This is a genomic window from Trinickia sp. (assembly GCF_051953405.1).
Classification (GTDB): domain Bacteria; phylum Pseudomonadota; class Gammaproteobacteria; order Burkholderiales; family Burkholderiaceae; genus Trinickia.
This window is the reverse complement of record NZ_JBQCIV010000119.1, coordinates 1-24,294: the sequence shown is the minus strand read 5'-3', so window position 1 is coordinate 24,294 and position 24,294 is coordinate 1. Positions and strand designations below refer to the sequence as shown.

General features: G+C 61.8%; 27 protein-coding genes and 1 tRNA gene. 16 read left to right on the top strand and 12 right to left on the bottom strand.

Translation table 11 applies throughout. The features are described from left to right. The 7 genes from ACTHN9_RS20280 to ACTHN9_RS20250 all read left to right on the top strand — a co-directional run bounded on the left by ACTHN9_RS20280 (position 1) and on the right by ACTHN9_RS20250 (position 5,925). Positions 1-1,119, top strand: coding sequence for a hypothetical protein (locus tag ACTHN9_RS20280; protein ID WP_440538565.1), 1,119 nt, complete (start codon positions 1-3; stop codon positions 1,117-1,119). Further along, positions 1,116-1,742 (top strand): hypothetical protein, encoded by a 627-nt coding sequence (locus ACTHN9_RS20275; RefSeq protein WP_440538564.1) that lies wholly within the window; start codon positions 1,116-1,118, stop codon positions 1,740-1,742. Before ACTHN9_RS20280 ends, ACTHN9_RS20275 begins: the two co-directional genes overlap by 4 nt. 9 nt (positions 1,743-1,751) lie before the next feature. Then, positions 1,752-2,135 carry a phage tail protein gene (locus ACTHN9_RS20270; RefSeq protein ID WP_440538563.1) on the top strand — a complete coding sequence of 128 codons (384 nt, stop codon included), beginning with the start codon at positions 1,752-1,754 and terminating at the stop codon, positions 2,133-2,135. Then, positions 2,125-3,297 carry a baseplate J/gp47 family protein gene (locus ACTHN9_RS20265; RefSeq protein WP_440538562.1) on the top strand — a complete coding sequence of 391 codons (1,173 nt, stop codon included), beginning with the start codon at positions 2,125-2,127 and terminating at the stop codon, positions 3,295-3,297. The genes ACTHN9_RS20270 and ACTHN9_RS20265 overlap by 11 nt, the downstream gene beginning before the upstream one ends. Further along, on the top strand, positions 3,297-3,956 hold the full coding sequence (locus ACTHN9_RS20260; RefSeq protein WP_440538561.1) for a hypothetical protein: 660 nt from the start codon (positions 3,297-3,299) through the stop codon (positions 3,954-3,956). Before ACTHN9_RS20265 ends, ACTHN9_RS20260 begins: the two co-directional genes overlap by 1 nt. A gap of 64 nt (positions 3,957-4,020) precedes the next feature. Next, positions 4,021-5,745 carry a hypothetical protein gene (locus tag ACTHN9_RS20255; RefSeq protein WP_440538560.1) on the top strand — a complete coding sequence of 575 codons (1,725 nt, stop codon included), beginning with the start codon at positions 4,021-4,023 and terminating at the stop codon, positions 5,743-5,745. Between the two features lie 9 nt (positions 5,746-5,754). Then, the gene (locus ACTHN9_RS20250; protein ID WP_440538559.1) at positions 5,755-5,925 is read left to right on the top strand and encodes a hypothetical protein; all 171 of its coding nucleotides are present in this window, start codon (positions 5,755-5,757) and stop codon (positions 5,923-5,925) included. A 9-nt stretch (positions 5,926-5,934) separates the two neighbouring features. Here the strand turns inward: ACTHN9_RS20250 and ACTHN9_RS20245 are convergent, their stop codons facing one another. After that, positions 5,935-6,972: an SGNH/GDSL hydrolase family protein gene (locus tag ACTHN9_RS20245; RefSeq protein ID WP_440538558.1), complete on the bottom strand. Its 1,038-nt coding sequence runs from the start codon at positions 6,970-6,972 to the stop codon at positions 5,935-5,937. A 119-nt stretch (positions 6,973-7,091) separates the two neighbouring features. Next, entirely contained in the window at positions 7,092-7,394 is a 303-nt protein-coding gene (locus tag ACTHN9_RS20240) for an XRE family transcriptional regulator (RefSeq protein WP_440538557.1), read from the bottom strand. A gap of 98 nt (positions 7,395-7,492) precedes the next feature. Here ACTHN9_RS20240 and ACTHN9_RS20235 point away from each other — a divergent pair, with 98 nt between their 5' ends. The 8 genes from ACTHN9_RS20235 to ACTHN9_RS20200 are packed head-to-tail and all read left to right on the top strand — an operon-like array spanning position 7,493 to position 10,877. Beyond that, positions 7,493-7,786, top strand: a complete 294-nt coding sequence (locus ACTHN9_RS20235; protein WP_440538556.1) for a hypothetical protein — start codon at positions 7,493-7,495, stop codon at positions 7,784-7,786. 3 nt (positions 7,787-7,789) lie between these two features. Further along, a complete protein-coding gene (locus ACTHN9_RS20230; RefSeq protein ID WP_440538555.1) occupies positions 7,790-8,341 on the top strand; it encodes a glycoside hydrolase family 19 protein in 552 nt (183 codons plus the stop codon). Then, on the top strand, positions 8,341-8,739 hold the full coding sequence (locus ACTHN9_RS20225) for a hypothetical protein (RefSeq protein ID WP_440538554.1): 399 nt from the start codon (positions 8,341-8,343) through the stop codon (positions 8,737-8,739). Before ACTHN9_RS20230 ends, ACTHN9_RS20225 begins: the two co-directional genes overlap by 1 nt. A gap of 58 nt (positions 8,740-8,797) precedes the next feature. Then, on the top strand, positions 8,798-9,295 hold the full coding sequence (locus ACTHN9_RS20220; protein WP_440538553.1) for a hypothetical protein: 498 nt from the start codon (positions 8,798-8,800) through the stop codon (positions 9,293-9,295). Further along, on the top strand, positions 9,292-9,492 hold the full coding sequence (locus tag ACTHN9_RS20215) for a hypothetical protein (RefSeq protein ID WP_440538552.1): 201 nt from the start codon (positions 9,292-9,294) through the stop codon (positions 9,490-9,492). Before ACTHN9_RS20220 ends, ACTHN9_RS20215 begins: the two co-directional genes overlap by 4 nt. After that, entirely contained in the window at positions 9,489-9,806 is a 318-nt protein-coding gene (locus ACTHN9_RS20210) for a hypothetical protein (protein ID WP_440538551.1), read from the top strand. Before ACTHN9_RS20215 ends, ACTHN9_RS20210 begins: the two co-directional genes overlap by 4 nt. 10 nt (positions 9,807-9,816) lie before the next feature. Next, positions 9,817-10,278, top strand: a complete 462-nt coding sequence (locus tag ACTHN9_RS20205) for a hypothetical protein (RefSeq protein WP_440538550.1) — start codon at positions 9,817-9,819, stop codon at positions 10,276-10,278. Then, entirely contained in the window at positions 10,275-10,877 is a 603-nt protein-coding gene (locus tag ACTHN9_RS20200) for a lipase family protein (RefSeq protein WP_440538549.1), read from the top strand. The genes ACTHN9_RS20205 and ACTHN9_RS20200 overlap by 4 nt, the downstream gene beginning before the upstream one ends. A gap of 631 nt (positions 10,878-11,508) precedes the next feature. Here the strand turns inward: ACTHN9_RS20200 and ACTHN9_RS20195 are convergent. From ACTHN9_RS20195 to ACTHN9_RS20170, 6 genes are all read right to left on the bottom strand, one after another. Continuing rightward, a tRNA-Ile gene (locus ACTHN9_RS20195) sits at positions 11,509-11,596 on the bottom strand. Between the two features lie 229 nt (positions 11,597-11,825). Then, on the bottom strand, positions 11,826-14,033 hold the full coding sequence (rpoD, locus tag ACTHN9_RS20190) for an RNA polymerase sigma factor RpoD (protein WP_440538548.1): 2,208 nt from the start codon (positions 14,031-14,033) through the stop codon (positions 11,826-11,828). 329 nt (positions 14,034-14,362) lie between these two features. Next, entirely contained in the window at positions 14,363-16,249 is a 1,887-nt protein-coding gene (gene dnaG / locus ACTHN9_RS20185) for a DNA primase (RefSeq protein WP_440538547.1), read from the bottom strand. A gap of 81 nt (positions 16,250-16,330) precedes the next feature. Beyond that, on the bottom strand, positions 16,331-16,777 hold the full coding sequence (locus ACTHN9_RS20180) for a GatB/YqeY domain-containing protein (protein ID WP_440538546.1): 447 nt from the start codon (positions 16,775-16,777) through the stop codon (positions 16,331-16,333). A 222-nt stretch (positions 16,778-16,999) separates the two neighbouring features. Then, positions 17,000-17,212: a 30S ribosomal protein S21 gene (gene rpsU, locus ACTHN9_RS20175; RefSeq protein ID WP_440538545.1), complete on the bottom strand. Its 213-nt coding sequence runs from the start codon at positions 17,210-17,212 to the stop codon at positions 17,000-17,002. Positions 17,213-17,281: 69 nt separating this feature from the next. Continuing rightward, entirely contained in the window at positions 17,282-18,502 is a 1,221-nt protein-coding gene (locus ACTHN9_RS20170) for an NAD(P)/FAD-dependent oxidoreductase (protein ID WP_440538544.1), read from the bottom strand. A 143-nt stretch (positions 18,503-18,645) separates the two neighbouring features. Here ACTHN9_RS20170 and tsaD point away from each other — a divergent pair, with 143 nt between their 5' ends. Continuing rightward, positions 18,646-19,671: a tRNA (adenosine(37)-N6)-threonylcarbamoyltransferase complex transferase subunit TsaD gene (gene tsaD, locus ACTHN9_RS20165; protein ID WP_440538543.1), complete on the top strand. Its 1,026-nt coding sequence runs from the start codon at positions 18,646-18,648 to the stop codon at positions 19,669-19,671. Positions 19,672-19,838: 167 nt separating this feature from the next. On the opposite strand, the gene folE2 is transcribed toward tsaD, so the two are convergent. The 4 genes from folE2 to ACTHN9_RS20145 form a co-directional block, all read right to left on the bottom strand. Beyond that, complete coding sequence (folE2, locus tag ACTHN9_RS20160) at positions 19,839-20,648, bottom strand: GTP cyclohydrolase FolE2 (protein ID WP_440538542.1); 810 nt, start codon at positions 20,646-20,648, stop codon at positions 19,839-19,841. A 143-nt stretch (positions 20,649-20,791) separates the two neighbouring features. Then, positions 20,792-22,690, bottom strand: a complete 1,899-nt coding sequence (gene dxs / locus ACTHN9_RS20155) for a 1-deoxy-D-xylulose-5-phosphate synthase (protein ID WP_440538541.1) — start codon at positions 22,688-22,690, stop codon at positions 20,792-20,794. A gap of 85 nt (positions 22,691-22,775) precedes the next feature. Next, on the bottom strand, positions 22,776-23,660 hold the full coding sequence (locus ACTHN9_RS20150; protein WP_440538540.1) for a polyprenyl synthetase family protein: 885 nt from the start codon (positions 23,658-23,660) through the stop codon (positions 22,776-22,778). Beyond that, a complete protein-coding gene (locus ACTHN9_RS20145; RefSeq protein ID WP_440538539.1) occupies positions 23,657-23,959 on the bottom strand; it encodes an exodeoxyribonuclease VII small subunit in 303 nt (100 codons plus the stop codon). The genes ACTHN9_RS20150 and ACTHN9_RS20145 overlap by 4 nt, the downstream gene beginning before the upstream one ends. Positions 23,960-24,294 lie beyond the last annotated feature (335 nt).

Genomic DNA, 24,294 nt, shown 5'->3' with positions numbered 1-24,294 from the left:
ATGCTGAATACGCTTCCGACCGCAGGCACGCTCGCCGCGCCGCGGTCGATTCTCATGGTCGGATCGAAGGTAATCGACTGGTCGGATTGGTTTGCGGGGCACAACGGAGTCTACGAAGCCGGGACGCTTCGCGTCGAGATCCCGGCCAAGTTCGTCGATTGGGCGTGGTGGACGCAGCAAACGGAGATCCTGATAGACGTCTACGTGGGTTTCCCCAAAGACCCGCGGAACTATTCGGCGAGCGATCTCACGCTGCTCCAAACCTATCGCGTCGATTCGATCCGGCTCAACGCAATGACGCAAGGCATTACGCTATCCGGCCGCGATCTGACGGGGCTTTTGACCGATCGCAAGGTTGATCTCAAGTTCCAGAACCAAACGGCGAGTCAAGTGGCAACGTACCTTGCCGGGCTCGTTGGCTTGACAGCCAACGTGCAAGCCACCAAGGATCTAGTCGGCCACTTCTTCACACTCGATCACGTCAGCTTGCACCGGCAGCAAAGCATCTGGACGATCCTGACATATCTGGCACAGCACGAGGGGCTTCAATGCTTCGTGCTCGGCCGCACGTTGTATTTCGGGGCATTCAATAGCGCCCTATCGAGCAATCCGTACCTGATCCAATACGAACCGCCATCGTCGGATCGCTCCTATCCGCGATCGAACGCAATCGAGTTGGAATTCGAGCATGACCTAACTCTCGCAAACGACGTATCGGTGCGCGTGCGCAGCTATCACGGCATGAAAAACGCCGTCTACACGTCGATCGCGACGGCGAGCAAGACGGCGAAGCGGATCGAGCGCAACGCAACGCTCGCACAAAGCACTCAGCAGTACGACTACACGTTCGCTGGTCTGACACAGGCGCAATGCGATGCGAAAGCGCAGCAACTGCTCGAGCAGATCAGCAAGCACGAATTCAAGATGGAAGCGCGGTTGCCTGGCGACGCGATCATCTACCCGTGGACGCCTATCGAAGTGCGCGGCACCGGAACGCCGTACGACACGACCTACCAAGCGGCGCGCGTCATGCGGCGGTGCTCGGTCGAACCGTCGCGCTTTGAGACGACAGTGCATGGCAAGACTGCGACGCAGGCCCAAACGGTGGTGCTCGCATGATCGAACACATCAAGCGCGTCGTCTCCGAATTCCTGGCGCAGTTCACAACGACCAAGTACGGCCAGATCAGTGCATACAACCCGGACGACTACACGGTCAAGGTCATTTTGCTGCCGACGATGGATGAAACCGGGTTCGTGCCGCTTTCGGCGCCGTGGGTCGGAAACGACTTCGGTGCTGTGTTCGGGCCGGCGATCGGCGACTCGGTGCGCCTCGATTTCGTAGACGGCCGCGTCGAAGCGTGTCTTGTTGGAGGAAGGTTCTTCAACGACAGCGCGCGACCGCCCGTCGTGCAGTCGGGACAGGCGGCAATCGTCGACAGCAAGGGCTCGTATGTGAAGCTGAACAATGATGGGACGCTGACCATCGGCGCGCCGGTCGGCATCACGAGCACCACGCCATTGCTCAAACAGGTCGGCAATTTTGAGGTCGACGGCAACACAACACTGAACGGCGATATTACGCAGACCATCGGTAGTGGGACCGGGACGGCAACCCTGGCCGGCAATCTGACTGCGCCCGGAACGATCACCGGTCAAACCGATGTGATTGCCGCTGGCAAGTCTGGCAAAGGCCACGTCCATGCCGACCCGCAAGGCGGCAATGTTGGTCCTCCGATCTAAGGGCAATCCATGGACAGTTTTCACTGGTGGGGCCAGGACATTCAGTTCTCGGCCTCGGGGGACGATTTGACCGCAACTGGCGTGCAAGAACTGAATCAGCGCATCGTCCGCGCGTTGCTTACACCACCAGGCACCTACATCTGGCATCCGGAGTATGGCGCTGGTCTCGGCCGATTCGTCGGCCGCGCGCTTTCGAATGAGCAGTTCACCGAAATCAAGTCGCTCATCCAAAGCGTCCTGAAGGGCGAGCCCGACGTTCAAAAGCAGCCGGCTCCAACCTATACGTACCAGGCCGATGCAACCGGCCTGCTAAGCGTCACGATCAACTACGTCTACACGCCGACCGGCGCTCCCCAGACCCTTTCCTTCAACGTGCCCGCGTATGGCTCTTAATACCCAAAGCTTCACGCGGCTCGTCGAGCAGCAAGTTGCGGCGATTCAATCCGCAGTGACGGCTGTCGGCGGTTTCCTGACGTTCGTCGTGGGCTCGATCGAGCTTGCGCGCGTCGAGGCTGTTGCCGCGGTGTCGATGTGGCTGCAATCGCTCATCATGCAGTTGCTGAGCGTTACGCGCCTGTCGACATCGACGGGCAACGACATCGATACGTTCATCGCCGACTTCGGATGCCCGCCGCGCGAGGCGGCTGTTTCGGCGACGGGACAAGTCACTTTCTCGCGCTTCACACCCACAAACGCCGCGACGATTCCCGCTGGCACCTACACGCCGAATCCCAGCGGCTCCGGCGGTTCATACGCTGGCGGCGCGACAGTGCTCACCGCCGATGGCACACAGCCATTCCAGGTCATTCCGGACACGACGCAGACCTACTGGAACGCCGCACAAAACGCCTACGTCATTCCGGCTGGCGTGACGAGCGCCCAGGTCACGGTGCAAGCGCAGAACGCCGGCATCCAGGGCAACGTCGCCGCCAACACGATCACGACCATCTCGACGGCGATCTCCGGCGTCGATACCGTCACGAACCCGACGGCGTTCGCGAACGGCGTCAATGAGGAAACCGACGCTGCAGTGATGGCCCGCTTCCAGCTCTACATCCAAGGGCTACGCGCCGCCATCAAAACAGCGATCGAATCGGCGATCGACGGTCTACAACAGGGTATCCAATACGAAATCGTCGAGAATCAAACTCTTGCCGGCGCGACGCAGTACGGGTTCTTCTACGTCGTCATTTCGCCTTACACGAGTGCGCTGCATGATGCCGTGTACGCGGCCATCGATGCGATCCGCGGGCTGTCGATTACGTTTGCGGTGTATCCGGCTACCGACCTGATCGCAAACATCGCAGTCAGCGTGACAGCGGCGCCGGGCTATACGCAATCGGCGGTCCAAACCGCGGTGCAGGCTGCCATCCAGAATTTCATCGGCGCGCTGCCTCTGGGTGCGACTCTTTCGTGGTCGCAACTCTACTCGGTGGTATGGGGTGTTGCGGGCGTCGCACAGCCGGTGACGGGCCTCACGATCAATGGCGGCACATCTGATCTCGTTGCGACAACGCAGCAGCAGATCGTTGCCGGGACCATCTCGGTGACGTAATGGCAAAAGGCGATCAGCAAGATATTTTCACGCGGCTGCGCGCGCAGATCCCAACGTCGTGGTTCAAGTTATCTCAAAAATTCGATGCGACGCTGCAAGGCCCAGCGTGGGCGCTCTCGACGATCTATAACCAGATCACATATGCGGCACTCCAGACGCGCATTGCGACGGCGACCGACGGTTATCTCGATCTGATCGCGAACGACTTCTTCGGCGCTGCATTGCCGCGGCTGACAAACGAGCAGGATGGTCCTTACCGCGCGCGCATCCTCGCGAATCTGTTCGTGAAAGGGCCAACGCGGGCAAATATGTCCGCCGTGCTGAAGCTCATTACCGGGCGAGCACCGGACATCTTCGAGCCGAGCAATACGACCGATTCGGGCGGCTGGGATGGAGGGTTCTATTGGGACACTGGCGTCGGCAAGTGGGGCGCGCCGATGCCATACCAGAGCTTTGTCACAGCCTATAGGCCGATCACGAACGCCCAATCGCTCGGAGAATTGGATTCGTGGCGCTGGTCGTGGGACTCATATGGCGCCTGGTCGGATGCTCCAGTAACCGCCGTGACCGACGCGGCCATCATCGCCGCGGTCGAATCGACGCGCATGACCGGGACGGTCGTATGGATGCGCATTGCTGATAGTCCGATCACGCCCTAATCCAGTCTCTCAAATCACTCTTCTCAAGCCGCCTTCGGGCGGCTTTTTCGTTTCCGGAGTCTGAATGGACCGCCCTATCGTTTACACACAGGAGCAGGGCCGCAGCGTCGATTTCCTGTTCGCGCAACGCGCTACGATGATTGGCCTCGCGAAGCTTTCGCAAGCCACCTTCGGCAGCAATTCCGTCGTGCGCGGCCTCGCCGTCACGCCGAATTCACCTGCCGCGCTGAATGTTTTGGTGGGCATCGGCGAGATCTACACCATGGCGGCCGTCGATGCGACGACGTGGGGCTCGCTGCCGGCGGATACGACCGATACGATCCTGAAGCAAGGTCTAAATATGGCCGCGCAGACCATCTCGACGCCTGCGCCTTCGACGAGTGGCTACAGCATCAACTATCTCATCGAAGCGCAGTACCAGGACCAAGACACGAATCCGGCCGTCCTGCCGTTCTATAACAGCAGCAATCCGCAGATCCCGCTAAACGGACAAGGTGGAAGCGGCGCTCCGTTACCGACGGAGCGCCAAGGTACCTGTGTGATCCAGGCGAAAGCCGGCATTGCCGCGACAACCGGCACGCAGACGACTCCGGCCGTGGACTCCGGATGGACGGCGTTGGCTGTCGTGACAGTCGCCAACGGGCAATCCACGGTTACGTCCGGCAACATCTCTGTACCGGCTGGGGTGCCGCAGATCACGAGCCTGCTGCAGATGATGCAAACCGGTTCGACTGGCTATGCCGTTGACACCAGCACGACTGTGAACACGATTACGCTCGCGCTCACGCCGCCGATCACCGCGTACACCGATGGACAGGAAATCACGTTCAAGGCCGCAAACAGCAATACGGGCCCGTGCACGATCAACGCCGGGCCTGGCTCGGTGAATTTCGTCGGAGCCGCCGGCGCATTTCAGGGTGGCGAGATTATCGCCGGACGCCAATACACTGGCATCTATAGCGCGTCGCTCAATGAAGTCGTGCTAAGCAACCAAACCGCCGGCGCGCTACAGATCAATCCCGCCACAGCTAGCGAGCATGCGGCGCAGGCCTCGCAAATCCTGATCTCCCCGCAGGGGCAGCTCTATTACAACAGCGGAAATCTCGCGTTTGTCCCGTGCCGCGGAAACTACGTTTTCATCCCGGGCCAGGGAATTGCAAAGATTCCCGCGGGCGGAATCGGCTATTCGCCATCCGGCCTCACGTCAAACACGCTCTTTTACGTGTATGTCACGCTGATCGGTGGTTCGCTAGGCTTCAATTTATCGACGACCGGGCATACGACGGATCCGACCGGCGTGGAGGTAATGATCGGCGATAACACGAAGGTGCTCGTTGGGATGGCATACGCGCTGAGCGCGACGTCGCTGGAATCGACGGTTCGATCGTGGGCGAATGATCCGGGTGTGGGGATCGTGAAGTCAAATCCGAGTGCTGCATCGACCACTCAATCCATTGTGGGTAACGTAACGACAGCTTTTCAAATCCCGTTCCTCGCGTGGGCGAATGAAATTGCCACGGTCGGCGGAAATGTGAATGTGTCGACCAGCGCTACAAACACGAATATCGTTAGCGCACCGGTGGTCGACTCGACGATATTGAGTGCTGGCGCGTCAACAACTCCAAGCGCCGCGAACAATTCGAACGCGCAATCGATGTCGGTCCCATTTCCCGTCGCCGCCGACGGGCGGCATGTTGCCTCGATATGGGGTGCGTCAGGATCCGGCTCAGCAACTGCGACGTGGGGAGCCGGCTCGATCTCAACCCTCAGTATCCCGCCACGCAAATAGGAGATCGATATGGCGACATATAACCTGGACGAAGGATTCGGCGCCGCAATCGTTGCGGCTGGCCTTGGCGGACTTCAGTTCTCGTGGGACAACAATGGAAACCTGTATTTTGGCGACTCAATCACGGCCGCACAGAAAGCATCCATTGAGGCCGCTGCTGCGGCCTACAAACCAGCCTGACGACATGAGCTAATTCGCCATTGCGACCTTTACGATGGGTCCGATAATGGTCAATTCCTGCTGCGCAATGATGCTATATCCGACCGCGGTCGGATGGATACCGTCGCTCAACATCGAATCCCAGTTCGACAGCGCAATAAGGTAGCCGTAGAGGTCAACTGAGGGAATGCCCCACGTTTTTGCAACGGTGAGCGTTGCTTGTGCGTACTGAGGTAATGCTGCGTAGGGCGCGGGCATCACTGGCGACGAATTCTCGAGCACCACCGTCTTGCCGGCAGCTTTCGCAATCGACACTAGTTGATCCTCGTACATCGAGAACATCGGCACGAAGCCTGGTCCATTGGCAGAGTCGTTTATGCCAAAGCGGATTGTGACGATATTCGCTTTCGATTGCGCCATCTGATCTTGCCATTTCGGATGGACGCCGTCGCCGTTCAGAAGTTGCTCCGCCGAAGTTCCCGGCACGCCTTGGTTCAATATCGTCACCGACGCACCATACTTAGTCCGAAGGAGACCTTGCAAAACGACTGGGGCGGCCTGTGGAGATTGCACGGGATTCCCTCTTGCATCGTTCGTCTGGCCATACACAGTGCTATCACCGTATTGCTCAATCAAGATCGTTTTTGGCGTAGGCAGCGTTGGCTGGGCGTTCGCTGGGACAGGATCGGAAGCAGGCGCAGCAGGACTTGATGCGGGGCTCCCACCTCCGCCACCGCCGCAAGCAGATAGACCCAAGGCGATGAATAAGGCAAAGGCAGCGCTTACCAAATGGCGATGTCGTATTTCGTCCGGGCTTTGAAGCCTCGATCCCATGCTTGATGTAAGGCGGAACATGGGGGGTATGGGTTTTCCGATTTCGAGATGGCCCGGTAGCCATTTTCGAAAGCGATTTCCTCCAACGTCGGAGGTCGTTTGGCGGTTGTATTCTGTCGATTGCGGAATACCTCGGCCAATATTTTTAGCAACTTCATGATTGCCCCGCACCCATTGTTCGGGCGAGATTATCGCTCGAATCTCGGCCGAAGTGGAAGTTTTTGGCGCGGGCACGCCAATCCGGTTTAGTGTCGACCGGAGGGCTTGAATTTTCGTTCTCGTGATTGCGCCCCGATGATTTGCTTGATGAGCGGCGCGCGCCTGAGCCGCTGCTGCGCACCCGAGCGCCATCGCTACGGATGCGGCTCTCCATCGGGTACCTGCGGCGGTAACGCTTCTTTGATTTCGATCGTCGCTCCGACCTCCCTGCACCAATCGAAGACTTGGTCGACGGTCGCGGTGCGATGGAGCAGCGCCCCCGCAAGGAAAAGCATGGGAAGGCTCATTGACCGCGGCGCTCCATCGCCACTGTACTTGCGCCACTGTTCTTTGCTGGCGAGCCCGAACAGATCCGCCATTTGCTGACCGGAATAGTTGAGCCGCTCCTTTAGCGCGCGCAGGTCGCGCGGTGAAGGTGGCTCGTATCGAATTGGCATGGGCAAGGAGGCGCAGTACGCGCGAGCGAAATGTGGTCTTCATGATCGTCCTTTCGGAGTAGCGGGCAGTCGCGGGGAGCGCGCCCAACGCATCCAATATGTTCCCAAAGGGAACAAAAGTCAAGCAGCAAAAAACGCAATCAGCCGCCTCGCGCGGCTTTTTTCTTTTTCCGGGGCCTCATTGCATGAATCAGATCGACCCGATCGAATTCGGCCGCGTGCTCGCGCGCCTAGACGAACAGGACACCCAAATCGCTGCCTTGCGCACAGACGTGCAGGCGCTATTGGCCCTCGCGAACCGCGGCAAGGGTGCCCTCTTCACTCTGACTTCACTGGGGGCCGCCATCGGAGCAGTACTCGGAGTGCTGGGCCATCACATTTTTGGAAAGTAGGTCATGAATCTCACGCCCCACATCATCGCCGCCGGCTGCGGCGCGGCGCCGGCGCGCGCGACGCTCTTCGTACCATTTATCCAGACCGCGTGCGACCACTACGGCATCGCCGAGCCGCTGGACGTCGCCGCGTTCCTCGCGCAGATCGGGCACGAATCGGAGCACCTCATCTTCACGAAGGAACTGTGGGGGCCGACGGTCGCGCAGCGCGCCTACGAACCTCCATCGGAAAAGGCGAAGGAACTCGGCAACACGCAGCCCGGCGATGGGCGGCTCTTCTGCGGCCGTGGCCTTATCCAACTAAGCGGCCGAGCCAACTATGCGATCGCGGCCGTCGCGCTCGATCTCGACCTCCTGAATCATCCCGATCTGCTCGAACAGCCTGAGCACGCCGCGATGTCGGCCGCGTGGTTTTGGTGGAACAAGAAATTGACGCCGCTGGCGTTGGCCGGCGACTTCACCGAAGTCACGAAGGGCGTCAACGGTGGTACGAACGGCCTCGCCGATCGACAGGTGCTGTACGACGCGGCGAAGGCCGCATTGGGGATCGCGTAATGGCAAAAGCAAAGATCGTCCGCGATGATGCGGGCCGCTTCTATGGGATCAAGATCATATGTCCTGGGTGCCTGTATTCGAACGGGACGCCCATGTCTCATGTCTTGCCGACGACATGGTTGCCGCCCGGCGAAACCGAGCACTCGCCGCACATTTCGTGGAAGGACCGCTGGACGTTCAATGGCGATTTCGATCGGCCCGTGTTCGGACCGAGCCTCAACACGTGGTGGGGCGGCGAAAAGTACAAGCGAGACAACGGCGAGGAATGGGAAATCCCCCTGCATCGTTGCCACTCGTTCATCGGCTGCAATGGCGCGGCGCCGGGCCAAATCATCTTCCTCGGCGATTGCACGCACGCCCTAAAAGGCCAGACCATCGACCTCCCTGACGTCGATTGACGCCTTTCTTCCTCCCATCACCAGCCCGGCCGCGCGCCGGGCTTTTTCGTTTACGGCCATGACACAACAACACGAACTGCGCGAGACGCTGACGGTGGACGTCATCACCCCCGAGCATGCCGATCGCGTGACGACGCCCCTCTTCCGGCACACAAAGAAGGCCCTCTTCGACAAGGTCGAGCCGGCCATCACCATCCTGCGCGACGAGCCGGGCCGCTGCTGGATCTGCGGCCAGACCGAGGAGGAACTCGGGCAGCCGCTCGAGGCGCATCACTTCGGCGTCGAGCGCAGCTTCGCCGAAGGCAGGCTCCGTTGGGATCGGATCAAGGCCGACTACCCGCATTGGGACTGGTCGAAATTCGATCCCGCGAATCCGTACACCTTCATCGACGACATGGAGGCGCAGGGCGTCCTGCTCTGCAAAGAGCACCACACAGGCAAGGATTCGGGCATTCACAGCATGCCCTTCAGTCTGTGGATCATGCAGCGGTACCTCGAGGACGGTGAGCAGTTCTCGCCGACCGAAGTCATTCACCACGATCCGGAGCACCTATGAACCAAACGACCCCCGCAAATACCGCGATTGCCGCCGGCGCTGGCGCCGTCGTCGCCCCCGTCGTCTCGTACGTCGCGAGCCTGTTTCACGTGACGTTGCCCGCCGACGTGCAGGGCGCAATCGTCGTGCTGCTCGTGGCGGGCGCGCACCTGTTTGCACAGAAGCGAGCGACGAAGGCGGCCGCGGCAGCGCAATGATCCGCGCTCCGCTCGCCTGCGCCGGCGTGATCGCGCTCGCTGGATGCGCCGGCACCGCGCACTACTCGGTCTCGCCGTTCTACGAGCCCGCGCTCGGTCGGATGGTCTGCTGCCGCGCGGATGCGACTAACAGCAAGGACATCTCGTCCCTGCAATTCGATCTCGCCGAGCAACCGGGTGGCACGGTCACGGTTCACTTCACTGAAACGGGCGTTGGCGCCACCGCCCCGATCAAAGCCGAAGGCGCCACAACTGCGGCCGTTGCCGGCGCCGTATCGAACGCCGCGACGGCCGTCATCAAACTCACCAAGTAGGGAATCCCAAATGAAGAAGCTCATGCTGCTTGCGGCAGGCATTGTCGCGCTCGCTCTCACCGCGTGCGGCGGCACTGCGCCGCCGCTGACCTTCCAGCAACAAGTCGCTATCGCCTGCGGCGCCACGAATGGTGAAATCACGATCCTCCAGGCAGACGGCGTCTTCACGGGCGGCGCGGCCGACACGCTCACGAAGACGGTCAAGCCAGCCGTGACAAAGGTATGCGCGGCCGGTGCGGCGGTGGCGAAACCCGACCTGCAGGCGATCGTCAACGCGACCCTGCCGCTCGTCAAATCGCTAGTGGATTCGTCGTCGCTCTCGCCCGATAAGATTCGGGCGGCGGACGCGGCGATCGATACCGGCGTGCTCGCGTTCAACGTGGCGATCAGCCTGGAACCCGCCATTGCCGCGACGGCCGCATCGGCGCCGGCCGCCGCGTCGACGCCACTTTCCGGCGCATCACTGCAATGACGCCGCGCGACTTCGCCCTCCTAGCGCAGGAGGCATACAACGCGGCGCCCGACATCGGCCAAGTCGACAGCGCCTCGCGCGCGATCGTGCGGACGACGCCGAGCGGCCTCGTTGTCGCCTTCCGCGGCTCCGATAACCGGGCATGCTGGGAAGCGGACTTCGATGCCTTTCCGATGGACGTCGATGGCGTCGGAAAGCTCCATAGGGGCATTTGGCGAGCCTGGGAAGATATGTCGGGCGCCGTGCTAGCTGCGATCGACGGGAAGCCCGTCACGCTCGTCGGGCATTCCCTTGGCGGCGCACTCGCGCTCATGTGCGCGATCCAGATGACGGTCTCCGGCAATCCGCCGGCGGCCGTGTGGGGATTCGAGCCACCACGCATTAGTCCGGGCCCCGAGTTCGGCGCGCTGCTCGCGCACGTGCCGATCACGCTCTACCGGAACGGAAACGATATTGTGCCGATGCTGCCGGAGAACTGGTACTTGCCGGTGCCGCTGACGCCGATCGGCACGCCGGAAGTCCCCTTCGACAACCCTTTCGATCACAAGATGGAGCGCGTGATCGCGGCGTTGGGCGCGCTAGAAGCGTCGCCAGTCTAGGCTGGATCCGGCAACCGCATCCAATGCGTTGCCGGGCACTCATCGCGAGCTAGCGGCATAACAAACCGGCACTCCGCCATAGACCAATAGCCGACCGTCACCGGTTCGACAATTTCACCTCTGCACAGCAGAATGCGTCTTCCATCCCTTGGTGCTGTCTCGATCGGCTGCCATCCGTCGTTGACCTGATGCAGCCACAAACCGGCTATATGCAACCATGGCCCATCTGCCGCGCCGCGCTCGACCGCCTCTGCGACGAGATCGCGCCAAGATTGCGGCCACACTTCATCTTTACCCATCATTCACTCCCGCGCCCCGAGCGCTGCTCGCCGGCCACATCATCACTTCCGATTGCCCTGGCCCAAAAAACACACCCCTGGTGCTTGTTCGCTTGTACCTGACGGCCATTATCGCGCAGGCAGAAAGAAGCATCCTTGGTCCTAGATACGTCGCCACCCCAATGCTCGCATGCGCGGCACGGCCGTGGCGTTCCGTAAGGATTGTTGAGGTTTTGGGACATGGGCGCGATACTGTATGGGAAAACAGTATCACATAGCCGCCTTCTCGATGATTGCGGAAATGATCCGCAATTGCGGAAATTTTCTACGATTTCTAATCGACCGCAAAGCCTTGGTGGGCCGGGTGGGAGTCGAACCCACGGTGTCCTTTCGGAGGCGGATTATGAGTCCGCTGCCTGCAACCAGCACGGCGTCCGGCCCGTCTCGCGCCACCGTTTGGAATTCTGATACGGGTGGCGGCTATGACGATTCGTCCCCCGAGTCGATCGATGAACTATCGACCGCGTCGCGGAAAGACTGCGAGTCTATCGGCTATTGTCGCCGCTTGCAAATCGCAAAAGCTCAATAAACGCGAATCGAGCGGCGATCCTACGAAAAGGCCCGGCTCATCGAGCCGGGCCTCATGATCCCACTCAAGCGATCGAGCCGATCAATTCCCTTCGAGGAACGATTTCAGCTTGTCCGAACGGCTCGGGTGACGCAGCTTGCGCAGCGCCTTCGCTTCGATCTGGCGGATCCGCTCACGCGTCACGTCGAACTGCTTACCCACTTCTTCCAACGTGTGATCGGTGCTCATCTCGATACCGAAACGCATGCGCAGCACCTTCGCTTCACGCGGCGTCAGCGAATCGAGCACATCCTTCACGACGTCGCGCATGCTCGCGTGCAACGCGGCATCCGACGGCGCCACCGTGTTCGAATCCTCGATGAAATCGCCCAAGTGCGAATCGTCGTCGTCGCCGATCGGCGTTTCCATGGAGATCGGCTCCTTCGCGATCTTCATGATCTTGCGGATCTTGTCCTCGGGCATCTCCATCTTTTCCGCGAGCGTGGCCGGATCGGGCTCGAGACCCGTCTCCTGCAAAATCTGCCGCGAAATACGGTTCATCTTGTTGATCGTTTCGATCATGTGAACCGGAATACGGATCGTACGAGCCTGGTCGGCGATCGAGCGCGTGATGGCCTGACGGATCCACCACGTCGCGTACGTCGAGAACTTGTAGCCGCGCCGATATTCGAATTTATCCACGGCCTTCATCAAACCGATGTTGCCTTCCTGAATCAGATCCAGGAACTGCAAGCCGCGGTTCGTGTACTTCTTCGCGATCGAAATCACAAGGCGCAAGTTCGCCTCGGTCATTTCGCGCTTGGCTTGCCGCGCCTTCAGTTCGCCCGCCGCCATCTGACGGTTGGTTTCCTTCAAGTCCTTCAGCGGCAGTACCACGCGCGCCTGCAAATCGAGCAAACGCTGCTGCTGCTCGCGGATCGCCGGGATGTTACGCGACAAGATCGCGCTGTACGAATGGCTTTCCGCCACGACCTTATCGGCCCAATCGAGATCGGTTTCGCTGCCCGGGAAACGGGTGATGAATTCCGAGCGCGGCATGCCGCATTTGTCGACGACGATATGCAGAATCTGGCGCTCGACTTGACGCACTTCGTCCACTTGCGCACGCAACGTGTCGCACAGACGCTCGACCGTACGCGCCGTGAAGCGAATCGACATCAACTCGTTCTGAATCGTCTCTTGCGCCTTCAGGTACGACTTCGACTTGTAGCCTTCCTTCTCGAACGCGCGACGCATCTTGTCGAACCATTCGCTGATCAGCGCGAATTTCTCGAGCGAGGTACGCTTGAGCGCTTCGAGCTGAGCGGCGTTGGCCGTGGCTTGCGCCGTGCCGTCGTCCTCTTCTTCCTCGCTCTCGTTTTCGATCGCTTCGGCCTCTTGTTCCGAGAAGCCGTCGGTGTCCGCCGCGTTCGGGTCGATCAAGCCGTCGACGAGTTCGTCGATCCGAATCTCGTCGTTTGCAACGCGCTCAGCCATCGCGAGAATATCGGCAATGGTCGTCGGGCACGCCGAAATCGCCATGACCATGTGCTTCAGGCCGTCTTCGATCCGCTTGGCGATCTCGATTTCGCCTTCGCGCGTCAACAGCTCGACCGTACCCATTTCCCGCATGTACATACGAACCGGGTCCGTCGTGCGGCCGAACTCCGAATCGACCGTCGAGAGCGCAACTTCCGCTTCCTCTTCCACTTCGTCGTCGGACGAGACAGCCGGGGCATTGTCGTTCAGCAGCAGCGTCTCGGCATCGGGCGCCTGCTCGTAGACAGCCACACCCATGTCGTTGAACGTGCTGATGATGCCTTCGATCGCCTCGGTCTCGGCGAAGTTGTCGGGCAGGTGGTCGTTGATTTCCGCGTACGTCAGAAAGCCACGCTCTTTGCCGAGCTTGATCAGCGCGCGCAGCTTCGAACGGCGCTCTTCGAGCTCTTCCGCCGTGCCGGGCTGAGTGGACGCGAACGCATCCTTCAGCAGCGCCTTTTCCTTCGCGCGGCGATCGCGCGCCTTGGCCTTCTCGCCCTTACCCGGAGCAGCTTGCTGCTCTTCGGCTTGGGTTGCTTCGTCATCGACGGATACTTCGTTCAGCTTTTTCGTCATGGAGTTCGCCGTACCGGCTATAGTCTCGACTCGCGGCTGCTGGACTTCAGCCGGTTGCACCGTGGATACTTGGGTATCGCGCACTGCCGAATCGTCCGGCGTGGCAGTCGCGCCCTCTGCGCTTTTCGAACCGGCCCGCCTCGCGGCGGCGGCCCTCGTCTCCGGCTTGGCGGACGTCTTTGCCGCCTTGGTCATATCGGCGGCTGCCGCCGAAGTCCGCACAGCCCCCGAGCCGGCCGATCGCTTGCCGGCCCGTTCCGCTGCACCTGCAGCCGATCTTTTTTCGACAGAAACGACAGCCGATTCCGCAACCGCTACTTTGCGCGTCGGCCCCGTCGCACGCCTTTCGGAGCTTCGGGCATCGCCCTTGCTCCTTCCCGTCGTACGCCTTGCAGCCGCCCGTTCGCTCGTAGTCTTTGCCATCGCTATCTCGCCTCTGCCGCAGCGCCTCTGCTTAGAAAAGACAAACTAAACCGCTGAAAACCTTTTATTATAGCACACACGGCGCAGTCCCTCCGCCGAAGTCAAAGCCCCAGTTGCCGCTTCATGTCGGCCCGCTGCCTGTTCAATTCCGCGAATTGTTCGATCTCATCCGGCGTGAGTTTGGACTGTCGCGACAAACGCTCTAGCCGCTCGCAGCACGCGTCATAGCGGATTTTCAAGATAGCCGCCTGGAATTCCTCGGCGGCGATGCGTTCGCGCTCTTGCTGCTGCTCCGCCGCCGCGGCGTCTTGCGCGTCGTGCAGCAGCAAATCGCGGACGTTTTCATCATAGACCAGAATTTCGCGGAAGATTTCTTCGAAAGTCGCCGCGTTGGCCCCATTTCTCAGCAGGTCCGATACCAGGCGAAACTCGGCCGCCGGCCCGAGCGCACGGGCATGCGTGGCCGCCTCGGCGAACAACTCGCCATGGTGGCTCTGGTTGAACAAGCTCTCCTCGCTCTCGTCGTCGAGCACCGACACGATGCGCGGATACATCACCAAGTTGCGCAACGCGCGCTCTTCGATACCCGTCACGCGGCGTCGATCCTTGCGCGGCGGCGCCGGCCGCGCTGCCGCCACGATGCGTGTATCGACCTCGCATAGTGCCGCAACCTCTTCGAACGGCACATCTAGCCGATCGGCGAACATGTGCATGATCTGCGCGCGCAACGCATTGGCCGGCAGCGCCTGCAACAGCGGTTTCGCGTCGAACAGCGCCCGCGCCCGCCCTTCCGGCGTGTCGAGTTCCTTGCCCGCCAGCACTTCGTTCAGCATGAACTGGGACAGCGGCATCGCGCGCTCGATCTGCTCCGAAAATGCGTCCTGGCCGAACTCCCGGACGTAGCTATCCGGGTCGTGCTCCGACGGCAGAAACAGGAAACGGATCGTGCGGTTGTCCGCGGCATGCGGCAAACAGGCATCCAACGCCCGACGCGCCGCGCGCCGGCCCGCCGCATCGCCGTCGAAGCTGAAAATGACCGTATCGGTCTGCCGCAGCAGCTTCTGCACGTGGATCGGCGTGCACGCCGTGCCGAGGGTCGCGACGGCATTCGGAAATCCGAGCTGCGCGAGTGCCACGACGTCCATATACCCTTCCACCACGAGCACCGAATGCGCCTCGCGAATCGCCAAGCGTGCCTCGAACAGCCCGTATAGTTCGCTGCCCTTGCTAAATAGAGGCGTTTCCGGCGAATTCAAATACTTCGGCTCGCCGCCGTCGAGCACGCGGCCGCCGAAGCCGATCACCTGGCCTTTCACATTGCGAATCGGAAACATGATTCGCTCGCGAAAGCGGTCGTAACGGCGCGGCTGGCCCTGTGCGTCGAGCTTCTCGCTCACGATCACGAGCCCGGCTTCGACTAGCCCGTCGTTGCGGTAATCGTCGAACACGGCCTCGAGATTCTGCCACCCGTCGGGCGCGTAACCGAGGCCGAATCGCGCGGCGATTTCGCCCGTCAGCCCGCGCTTTTTCAGGTACTGGATCGCCTGGGGCGCCCCACGCAACGTTTTGCGATAGTAGTCGCAGGCCGTCTGCATGAGATCGGACAATGCCGCCACGACCTTGCCGTCGACGGGCACGCTTCGCTCCCCACCCGCGCCGCTCCTTTCCCCACCGTAGCCGCCGCGCGTGGGCGAAGGCTCTCTCGGTACCGTGAGCCCGACCGATTGCGCCAGCTCGCCGACCGCTTCGGGGAACGACAGCCCGGTGTGCTCCATCAAGAAGCTGATGGCCGTGCCGTGGGCGCCGCAACCGAAGCAGTGATAGAACTGCTTGGTGGGACTCACGGTGAACGAGGGGCTTTTCTCGTTGTGAAACGGGCACAAGCCCATGAAATTCGCCCCACCCTTCTTCAGTTGGACGAACTTGCCCACCACGTCGACGATGTCGACGCGGTTCAACAAGTCTTGAAGAAAGGCGTGCGGAATCACGAGCGATGGAATAAGGCGAAATGCGCGACGAAGCGGATGCCGGGCAAAGCCCCGAGCCGCCCCCGAGCATCGAGTGCCCCGTTACTTGGCCAGCGCAGCCTTCACGAGCGCGGACACCGCCGTCATATCGGCACGGCCCGCCAGCTTGGGCTTCAGCACAGCCATGACCTTGCCCATGTCCTGCGGCCCCGCGGCACCGGTCTCGGCCACCGCGGCCTGAACCTGCTCGGCAACTTCCGCCTCGGATAGCTGCGCCGGCATATAGTCGGCCAACACGGCCAGCTCGCCGCGCTCTTGCTCGACGAGATCGGTACGGCCGGCTGCTTCGAATTGGCTGATCGAATCCTTGCGTTGCTTGATCATTTTGTCGATGACGGCGGTGATGCCGGCATCGTCGAGCGTCACACGTTCGTCGACTTCACGTTGCTTGATGGCTGCCAGCAGCAAGCGAATCGTGGCCAAACGGCCCGTTTCGCGCGCGCGCATCGCGGCCTTCATGTCGTCGTTGATGCGATCTTTCAGACTCATCTGTCACCCGGATGCAAGAAGAAAAGGGAATGGGAGAAACATCCCGACACGCGTAGCACGGAGCGCAAAAACCCGCTTGGGACACTTCCTCAAGCGGGTCTTGCGCTTAAGCATGTGCTTCGGGCGGAGGATAGCGCTGAAACCCCTCCCGCCGCGAGAGCGAGCGCCACTTCGGTCCGGCATGCACACTGCGCGTCGCGACCGATGCCGGCGCCGGGACGATCAATAGAATTTTTTCGGCAGCATCTGGCTGCGCAGGCGCTTGAAATGGCGCTTCACGGCGGCGGACTTCTTCCGTTTGCGCTCCGCCGTCGGCTTCTCGTAGAACTCTCGCGCCCGAAGCTCGGTCAGCAGACCGTTCTTCTCGATCGTGCGCTTGAAGCGGCGCATGGCGACTTCGAAGGGCTCGTTTTCTTTTACGCGGATGATCGTCATGTTTCCAAAAGGAAATATCCCGAAGGTCCGGGAGTATAGCAGACGTTCTGCACAATTACACGAAAGTTGTCAAGCGCTTCGTGCGAATTCGAATGCCGCCTCGCCCGCCGCCACGCCGGACGCCCAGGCCCATTGAAAGTTGTACCCGCCGAGCCAGCCGGTGACGTCCACCGCTTCACCGATGAAGTAAAGCCCCGGCACGCGCGCGCTCATCATCGTCGTGGAAGACAGCTCTCTCGTATCGACGCCGCCTTTCGTCACTTCCGCCTTGCGGTACCCCTCGGTGCCGGACGGGGTGAGCACCCATCGCGCAAAGGCCTCTCCCAAGCGACGCAAGGTTTTGTCCGGCAAATCGGCAAGTCGCGCCTCGGCCGACACGTCGTGCGCCTCGAGCCATGCGTCCGCCAAGCGGGCGGGCAGCCACTGCGCGAGCAAGTTGCCGATCTGCCGCTTGGTGCCGTTCGATTTGGCCTCGATGAGTTCGGCAGCGACATCGCGGCCGGGAAGCAAATCGACAACGATCGGATCGCCGCTCGGCCAATAGCTCGAAATCTGCAAGATAGCGGGCCCCGACAACCCCCGATGCGTGAACAGCAGATCTTCGACGAAGGACCCTTGCGCTCGCGTCGAGCCTGTCGTCACCTCGACTTCGAGCGACACGCCGGCCAGCGTCGCGAAAGGCGACCATTCGTCGGATGAAAACGTCAACGGCACCAACGCCGGCCGCATATCGACGAGCTTGTGCCCGAACTGCTTCGCAATGCGATAAGCGAAATCGGTCGCCCCGATTTTCGGGATCGACAGCCCGCCCGTCGCGATCACGAGCGAACGGGCCGCGATTTCGCCGGCGTTCGTATCGAGCGAAAAGCGGCCGTCCTCGCCGCGGCGCACGGCCTCGACGGCAACGGGGCGCCGCCACGCGATGCGACCGGTCTCGCATTCGGCCTTGAGCATGTCGATGATCGATTCGCTCGAATGATCGCAAAACAGCTGCCCGCGATGCTTCTCGTGCCAACTGACTCGGTGCGTCTTCAGCAGCGCGAGAAAGTCGCTCGGCGTATAGCGTGCAAGGGCCGAACGACAAAAATGCGGATTGGCCGACAGGTAGTTGCCCGGCCCCGCTTGCAGGTTCGTGAAGTTGCAGCGCCCGCCGCCCGAGATGCGGATCTTCTCCGCCAGACGCGGCGCATGATCGATGAGCACGACACGCGAGCCGCGTTGTCCGGCGACGGCCGCGCACATCATGCCGGCCGCACCTGCGCCGATGACGGCGATATCGAAAGATTCCATGGCGCGCATTTTACCCGGACAGGTGCCGTCGTACGGCGCGCTGCTATACTTTTGGGTTTCCCCCTCTCCTTGCGGTGACGTTCCTACGCTGGCAATCTCTGCTGACAACGTACGCCGGCAACGCTCACCTCAATCTATCGACCATGCTCGTTCTCGGCATCGAAAGCTCGTGCGACGAAACGGGGCTTGCGCTCTACGACACGCAGCGCGGCCTGCTCGCCCACGCGCTGCATTCGCAAATCGCGATGCATCGCGAATACGGCGGCGTCGTACCCGAACTTGCCTCGCGCGATCACATCCGCCGCGCCTTGCCGTTGCTCGAGGACGTCCTTGCGCGTTCGAACGCCTCGCGCGCCGACATCGATGCGATAGCGTTCACGCAGGGTCCGGGCCTCGCGGGCGCGCTGCTCGTCGGCGCCAGTATCGCGAATGCGCTCGCGATGGCGTGGGATAAGCCGACGGTCGGCATTCACCATCTCGAGGGCCATCTGCTCTCGCCGCTGCTCGTCGATGCACCGCCGCCGTTTCCGTTCGTCGCTCTGCTCGTCTCCGGCGGCCATACGCAGCTTATGCGAGTGACCGACGTCGGCGTATACGAAACGCTCGGCGAAACGCTCGACGACGCCGCCGGCGAAGCGTTCGACAAGACAGCCAAGCTGTTGGGGCTAGGCTACCCCGGCGGCCCCGAAGTCTCGCGGCTCGCGCAATACGGTACGCCCGGCGCTGTGACGCTGCCACGCCCGATGCTGCATTCGGGCGATCTCGATTTCAGTTTCAGCGGGTTGAAAACCGCCGTACTGACGCAAACGAAGCAGCTCGGCGCCAATGTTTGCGAACAGGCGAAAGCCGATTTGGCGCGAGGGTTCGTCGATGCCGCCGTGGAAGTGCTCGTCGCGAAATCGCTGGCCGCGCTCAAGAAGACGCGTCTGAAGCGGCTGGTGGTGGCGGGCGGCGTGGGCGCGAATCGGCAGTTGCGCGAAGCGTTGTCGGCCGCCGCGAAAAAGCGCGGGTATGACGTGCACTACCCCGATCTTTCGCTGTGCACGGACAACGGCGCAATGATCGCGCTGGCGGGGGCGCTGCGGCTCCAACGCTGGCCCGAGCAGGCGAGCAAGGATTACGCGTTCACCGTCAAGCCGCGCTGGGATTTGACCTCCCTCGCGCGATAGTCGATCGTTCGCGACGCAATCGGCGCCGACCGATATTGACCGATATCGACCGAGGCAGATTGCGACGGTGGTAGCCGATCGATGTCGACTACAACCGTATGCCACCCATCGGGCGGCAATGAGAAAGCGCTAACGGGCTGGCTTGCCGCGCACCGAGGTCAAAGCGCCTAAGCCGCCAAGCGCTTATCGTGCTCGATGACGGCATACGCGCTGTGGTTGTGGATCGATTCGAAGTTTTCCGCCTCGAGCACGTACGAGACAACGCGCTCGTCGGCGTTGAGCCGCTGCGCCACATCGCGCACGAGATCCTCGACGAACTTCGGGTTCTCGTATGCGCGCTCCGTCACGAACTTCTCGTCGGGGCGCTTGAGCAGCCCCCACAATTCGCACGACGCCTCTTCCTCAGCCATGCGGATCAATTCTTCGACGGGCAGCTCGGCCACCAGCTCCACTTCGATCGTCACATGCGAGCGCTGATTGTGCGCGCCGTATTGGGAGATCTCTTTCGAGCACGGGCATAGGCTCGTAACCGGCACGAGCACGCGCACGAAGATGCGGATCTCGCCGTCGCGCGCTTGCCCCGTCAGCGTCACCTCGTAATCGAGCAGGCTCGACACGCCTGAAACCGGGGCTGTCTTCGGCACGAAGTACGGAAACGTCACTTCGATGCGGCCGCCCGTCGCTTCCAGCTTATCGAGCATCTCGGCCAGCATGTTGCGAAACGCCGCGGGCTCGAGCGGTGCCTTGTTTCCTTCCAGCAGCGCCACGAAACGCGACATATGGGTGCCTTTCTGGTCGGCCGGCAAATGGACGTCCAGGTTCCACGTTCCCACCGTAGGCTGCACCTCGCCGCTCGCCGTGCGCACCGTCAACGGATGGCGCACGCCCTTCACCCCGACTCGCTGAATCGGAATCTGCCGCGTATCGACGCTGCTTTGCACGTCCGGCATCACGAAGGCGGGATTCATTTGGTTCATCGTTGTTTTGTCCTAGTGAGCGCCGCCGAAGAGCCAGCGCAGGGGCCGGCGCAAAGTCGCGCTGCAATAACGAAACATGGGCCCGAAGGCCCATGCATACATCCAAACCGTATGAGGCGGCCATTCGCGTGGACCGCCTAAGTTCAAGCGACGCGCTGCGCCGCCAGCTTGGCCGCCGGCTCGAGAAAGCGCGCACGAATCGATTTCTCGATACCCGCGCCGTCGAGGCCGCATTCCGCCAATAGCTTCGCGGGATCGCCATGGTCGATGAAGCTATCGGGGAGGCCCAATTGTAGTACGGGGCGAACAACCCCATTGCCAAGGAGGGATTCGACGCATGCCGAGCCCGCGCCGCCCATGATGCAGCCTTCCTCGACCGTCACGATGGCATCGTGCGTTTGAGCCAGCTCGCGCACGAGGTCCGCATCGATCGGCTTGACGAACCGCATATTGGCCACCGTGGCGTCGAGCGCTTCGGCCGCCGCCAACGCCGGCGCCACCATCGTGCCGAATGCCAGGATGGCGATCCGGCTACCCTTGGGCGCCGTCGATTGACGACGGATCTCGCCCTTGCCGACCGGCAGCGCCGTCATCTGCTTGACCGTCGCCACGCCCGTACCCGCGCCGCGCGGGTAACGCACGGCCGTCGGGTTCGACTGCTGCAACGCCGTGTAGAGCATTTGACGGCATTCGTTTTCATCGGCCGGCGCCATCACCGTCATATTCGGGATGCAGCGCAGGAAGGCAAGGTCGTAAGCGCCGGCGTGCGTCGCGCCATCGGCACCGACGAGCCCCGCGCGATCGATCGCGAACACGACGGGCAGGTTCTGCAACGCTACGTCGTGAATCAGCTGGTCATAGCCGCGCTGCAGGAACGTCGAATAGATCGCAACGACCGGCTTCAGGCCTTCGGCCGCCAGACCGCCCGCGAACGTGACCGCATGCTGCTCGGCGATGCCCACGTCGTAGTAGCGATCCGGGAAACGCTTTTCGAACTCGACCATGCCCGAGCCCTCGCGCATGGCCGGCGTGATGCCGACGACGGTCGAATCGAGTTCGGCCGCGTCGCACAGCCATTCGCCGAACACTTGCGTGTAGGTTTTCTTCGACGGTGCCGTACTGGGCTTGATGCCCTCGGCCGGATTGAACTTGCCCGGGCCGTGGTAAAGCACGGGATCGGCTTCGGCCAGCTTGTAGCCCTGCCCCTTCTTCGTCACGACGTGCAGGAACTGCGGACCGCGCAGCTCGCGGATGTTTTGCAGCGTCGGGATCAGCGAGTCGAGATCGTGACCATCGATGGGGCCGATGTAGTTGAATCCGAACTCTTCGAACAGCGTGGCCGGTACGACCATGCCCTTCGCGTGCTCTTCGAGCTTGCGGGCCAACTCGAGCATCGGCGGCGCGACGCGCAACACGCGCTCGACACCCGCGCGGGCAGCGGCGTAGAAACGCCCTGACATCAACCGAGCCAAGTGCCGATTGAGCGCGCCGACGGGCGGCGAAATCGACATGTCGTTGTCGTTCAGGATCACGAGCAGCGGCACATCGTCGCACACGCCCGCGTTATTCATGGCTTCGAACGCCATGCCGGCCGTCATCGCACCGTCGCCGATCACGGCGATGGAGAACCGATCGATGCCTTCGAGCTTGCTGGCGATCGCCATGCCGAGCGCGGCCGAGATCGACGTGCTCGAATGGGCCGTGCCGAACGTGTCGTACTGCGATTCGGTGCGGCGCGGAAAGCCCGAAATCCCGCCGCGTTGACGCAGCGAGGACATCCGGTCGCGGCGCCCCGTCAGAATCTTATGAGGATAAGTTTGGTGGCCGACGTCCCACACGATACGATCGTGCGGCGTATCGAACACGTAATGCAAGGCGATCGTCAGCTCGACCGTGCCGAGATTCGACGACAAATGCCCGCCCGTTTGCGAGACGCTGTCGAGCACGTACGCACGCAGCTCGTCCGCAAGCGGCTTCAATTGACGGCGGTCGAGGCGGCGCAAATCCGCCGGGTCGTCGATGGTTTTCAACAAGTCGTACATCGTCGTTCCATTGTAGGAAAAGTTACGCGCCCGCTTTCTTCTTACGCTTCTCGAGGCCAATGGCGCGCGCTAGCGGGCTTCGCGTTCAACTCACCCGGTTCACCACCAGGTCGGCAAGCTCGGCCAAACGCCGCGCACGCTCGCCGAACGGCGCAAGCGCCTCGTGCGCGTCGTGGCGCAATTGCGCCGCCAACGCCCGCGAGGCATCGAGCCCGATAATCGACACGTAGGTCGGCTTGCCGTCCTTCGCGTCCTTGCCTGCCGTCTTGCCGAGCGTGGCGGAATCGGTCGTCACGTCCAGAATGTCGTCGACGACCTGGAAGGCCAGCCCCACGGCACCCGCGTACACATCCAACGCCTTCAGAACGTCGGCACCGGGGACCGTGCCCGCCAGCGCCCCCATCCGCACCGAAGCACGCAGCAAGGCGCCCGTCTTCATCCGGTGCATCGTTTCGAGTTGCGGCCGTGTTAGCGTCAGCCCCACGCTCGCCAAATCGATCGCCTGCCCGCCCGCCATCCCGAGCGAACCGCTTGCGAAGGCCAGTTCGCGCACGAGCGCGGCTTGCGCGCGCGTGTCGAGGGCCGTTTCGTCGGTCAGCACGACGAATGCCTGCGATTGCAAGGCGTCGCCTACAAGCAGGGCCGTAGCTTCGTCATATTGAACATGCACCGTGGGCTTGCCGCGACGCAAGGCGTCGTCGTCCATGCACGGCATGTCGTCGTGCACGAGCGAGTAGACGTGAATCATCTCGAGCGCGGCGGACGCCGCTTCGAGCGCTTCGGGCCGCGCGCCGGTCAACTCGCCGGCGGCATGCACGAGCAGCGGCCGCACGCGCTTGCCGCCGCCCAGCACCGCGTAGCGCATCGCTTCGTGCAGACGCGCCGGCTCTGTTGCCGTCGCCGGCAAATAACGTTCGAGTGCCGTTTCGACGCGCGCGAGCACCGCGCGCATCCATTCTTCAAAAGTCATAGATCGTCTCCGCTGTCCGCGGGGGCCGTACCGGCAGGCAGCGGTTTGAGCGTCTCGCCGTCGAGGACGCGCACCTGCTGCTCCACCTTTTCCAGCTGCTGCTGACAAAACGCCACAAGGGCCGCACCGCGGCGATACGCGGCCAGCGATTCCTCGAGGCTGAGGGCGCCGCTCTCCATTCGGGAAACCAGCTCTTCCAACTCGGCCACCGCTGCTTCATAGTTCTGGGGCAGCGCCGAGTCCCCTGGTTCGCCGCCGGGCACGGGCGCGGCCGCGCTTTCGGGTGCTGTCTTCGCCATCGGGATCGGGGTGAAATTAAAAACAAGTCGAACATTCTACGGCAAAAGCGCCCAACCCGACCCATAGGTCACCCTGCGCGGGCACCTAGACCGAGGGCAAAAAAACAACACTCGAGCTTCGCGCCAGGTAAGAGGGATCGCTTCTTGCTCGCGTTTTTTGACACAAATCATGCACTTAAGCGCCCCAAGCGAGGGGGAAAGGGTATAATCGCCGGTTCCCTAAATCGAATCTTCGATGGTTGGGTTGTTCGCTGCTTTCACGTTTTCATCGGGAGTGGGAATGTCCAATCTGAGCACTGCATTGCAGCTCAAGGCCATTTCGAGCCAGCTGCCGG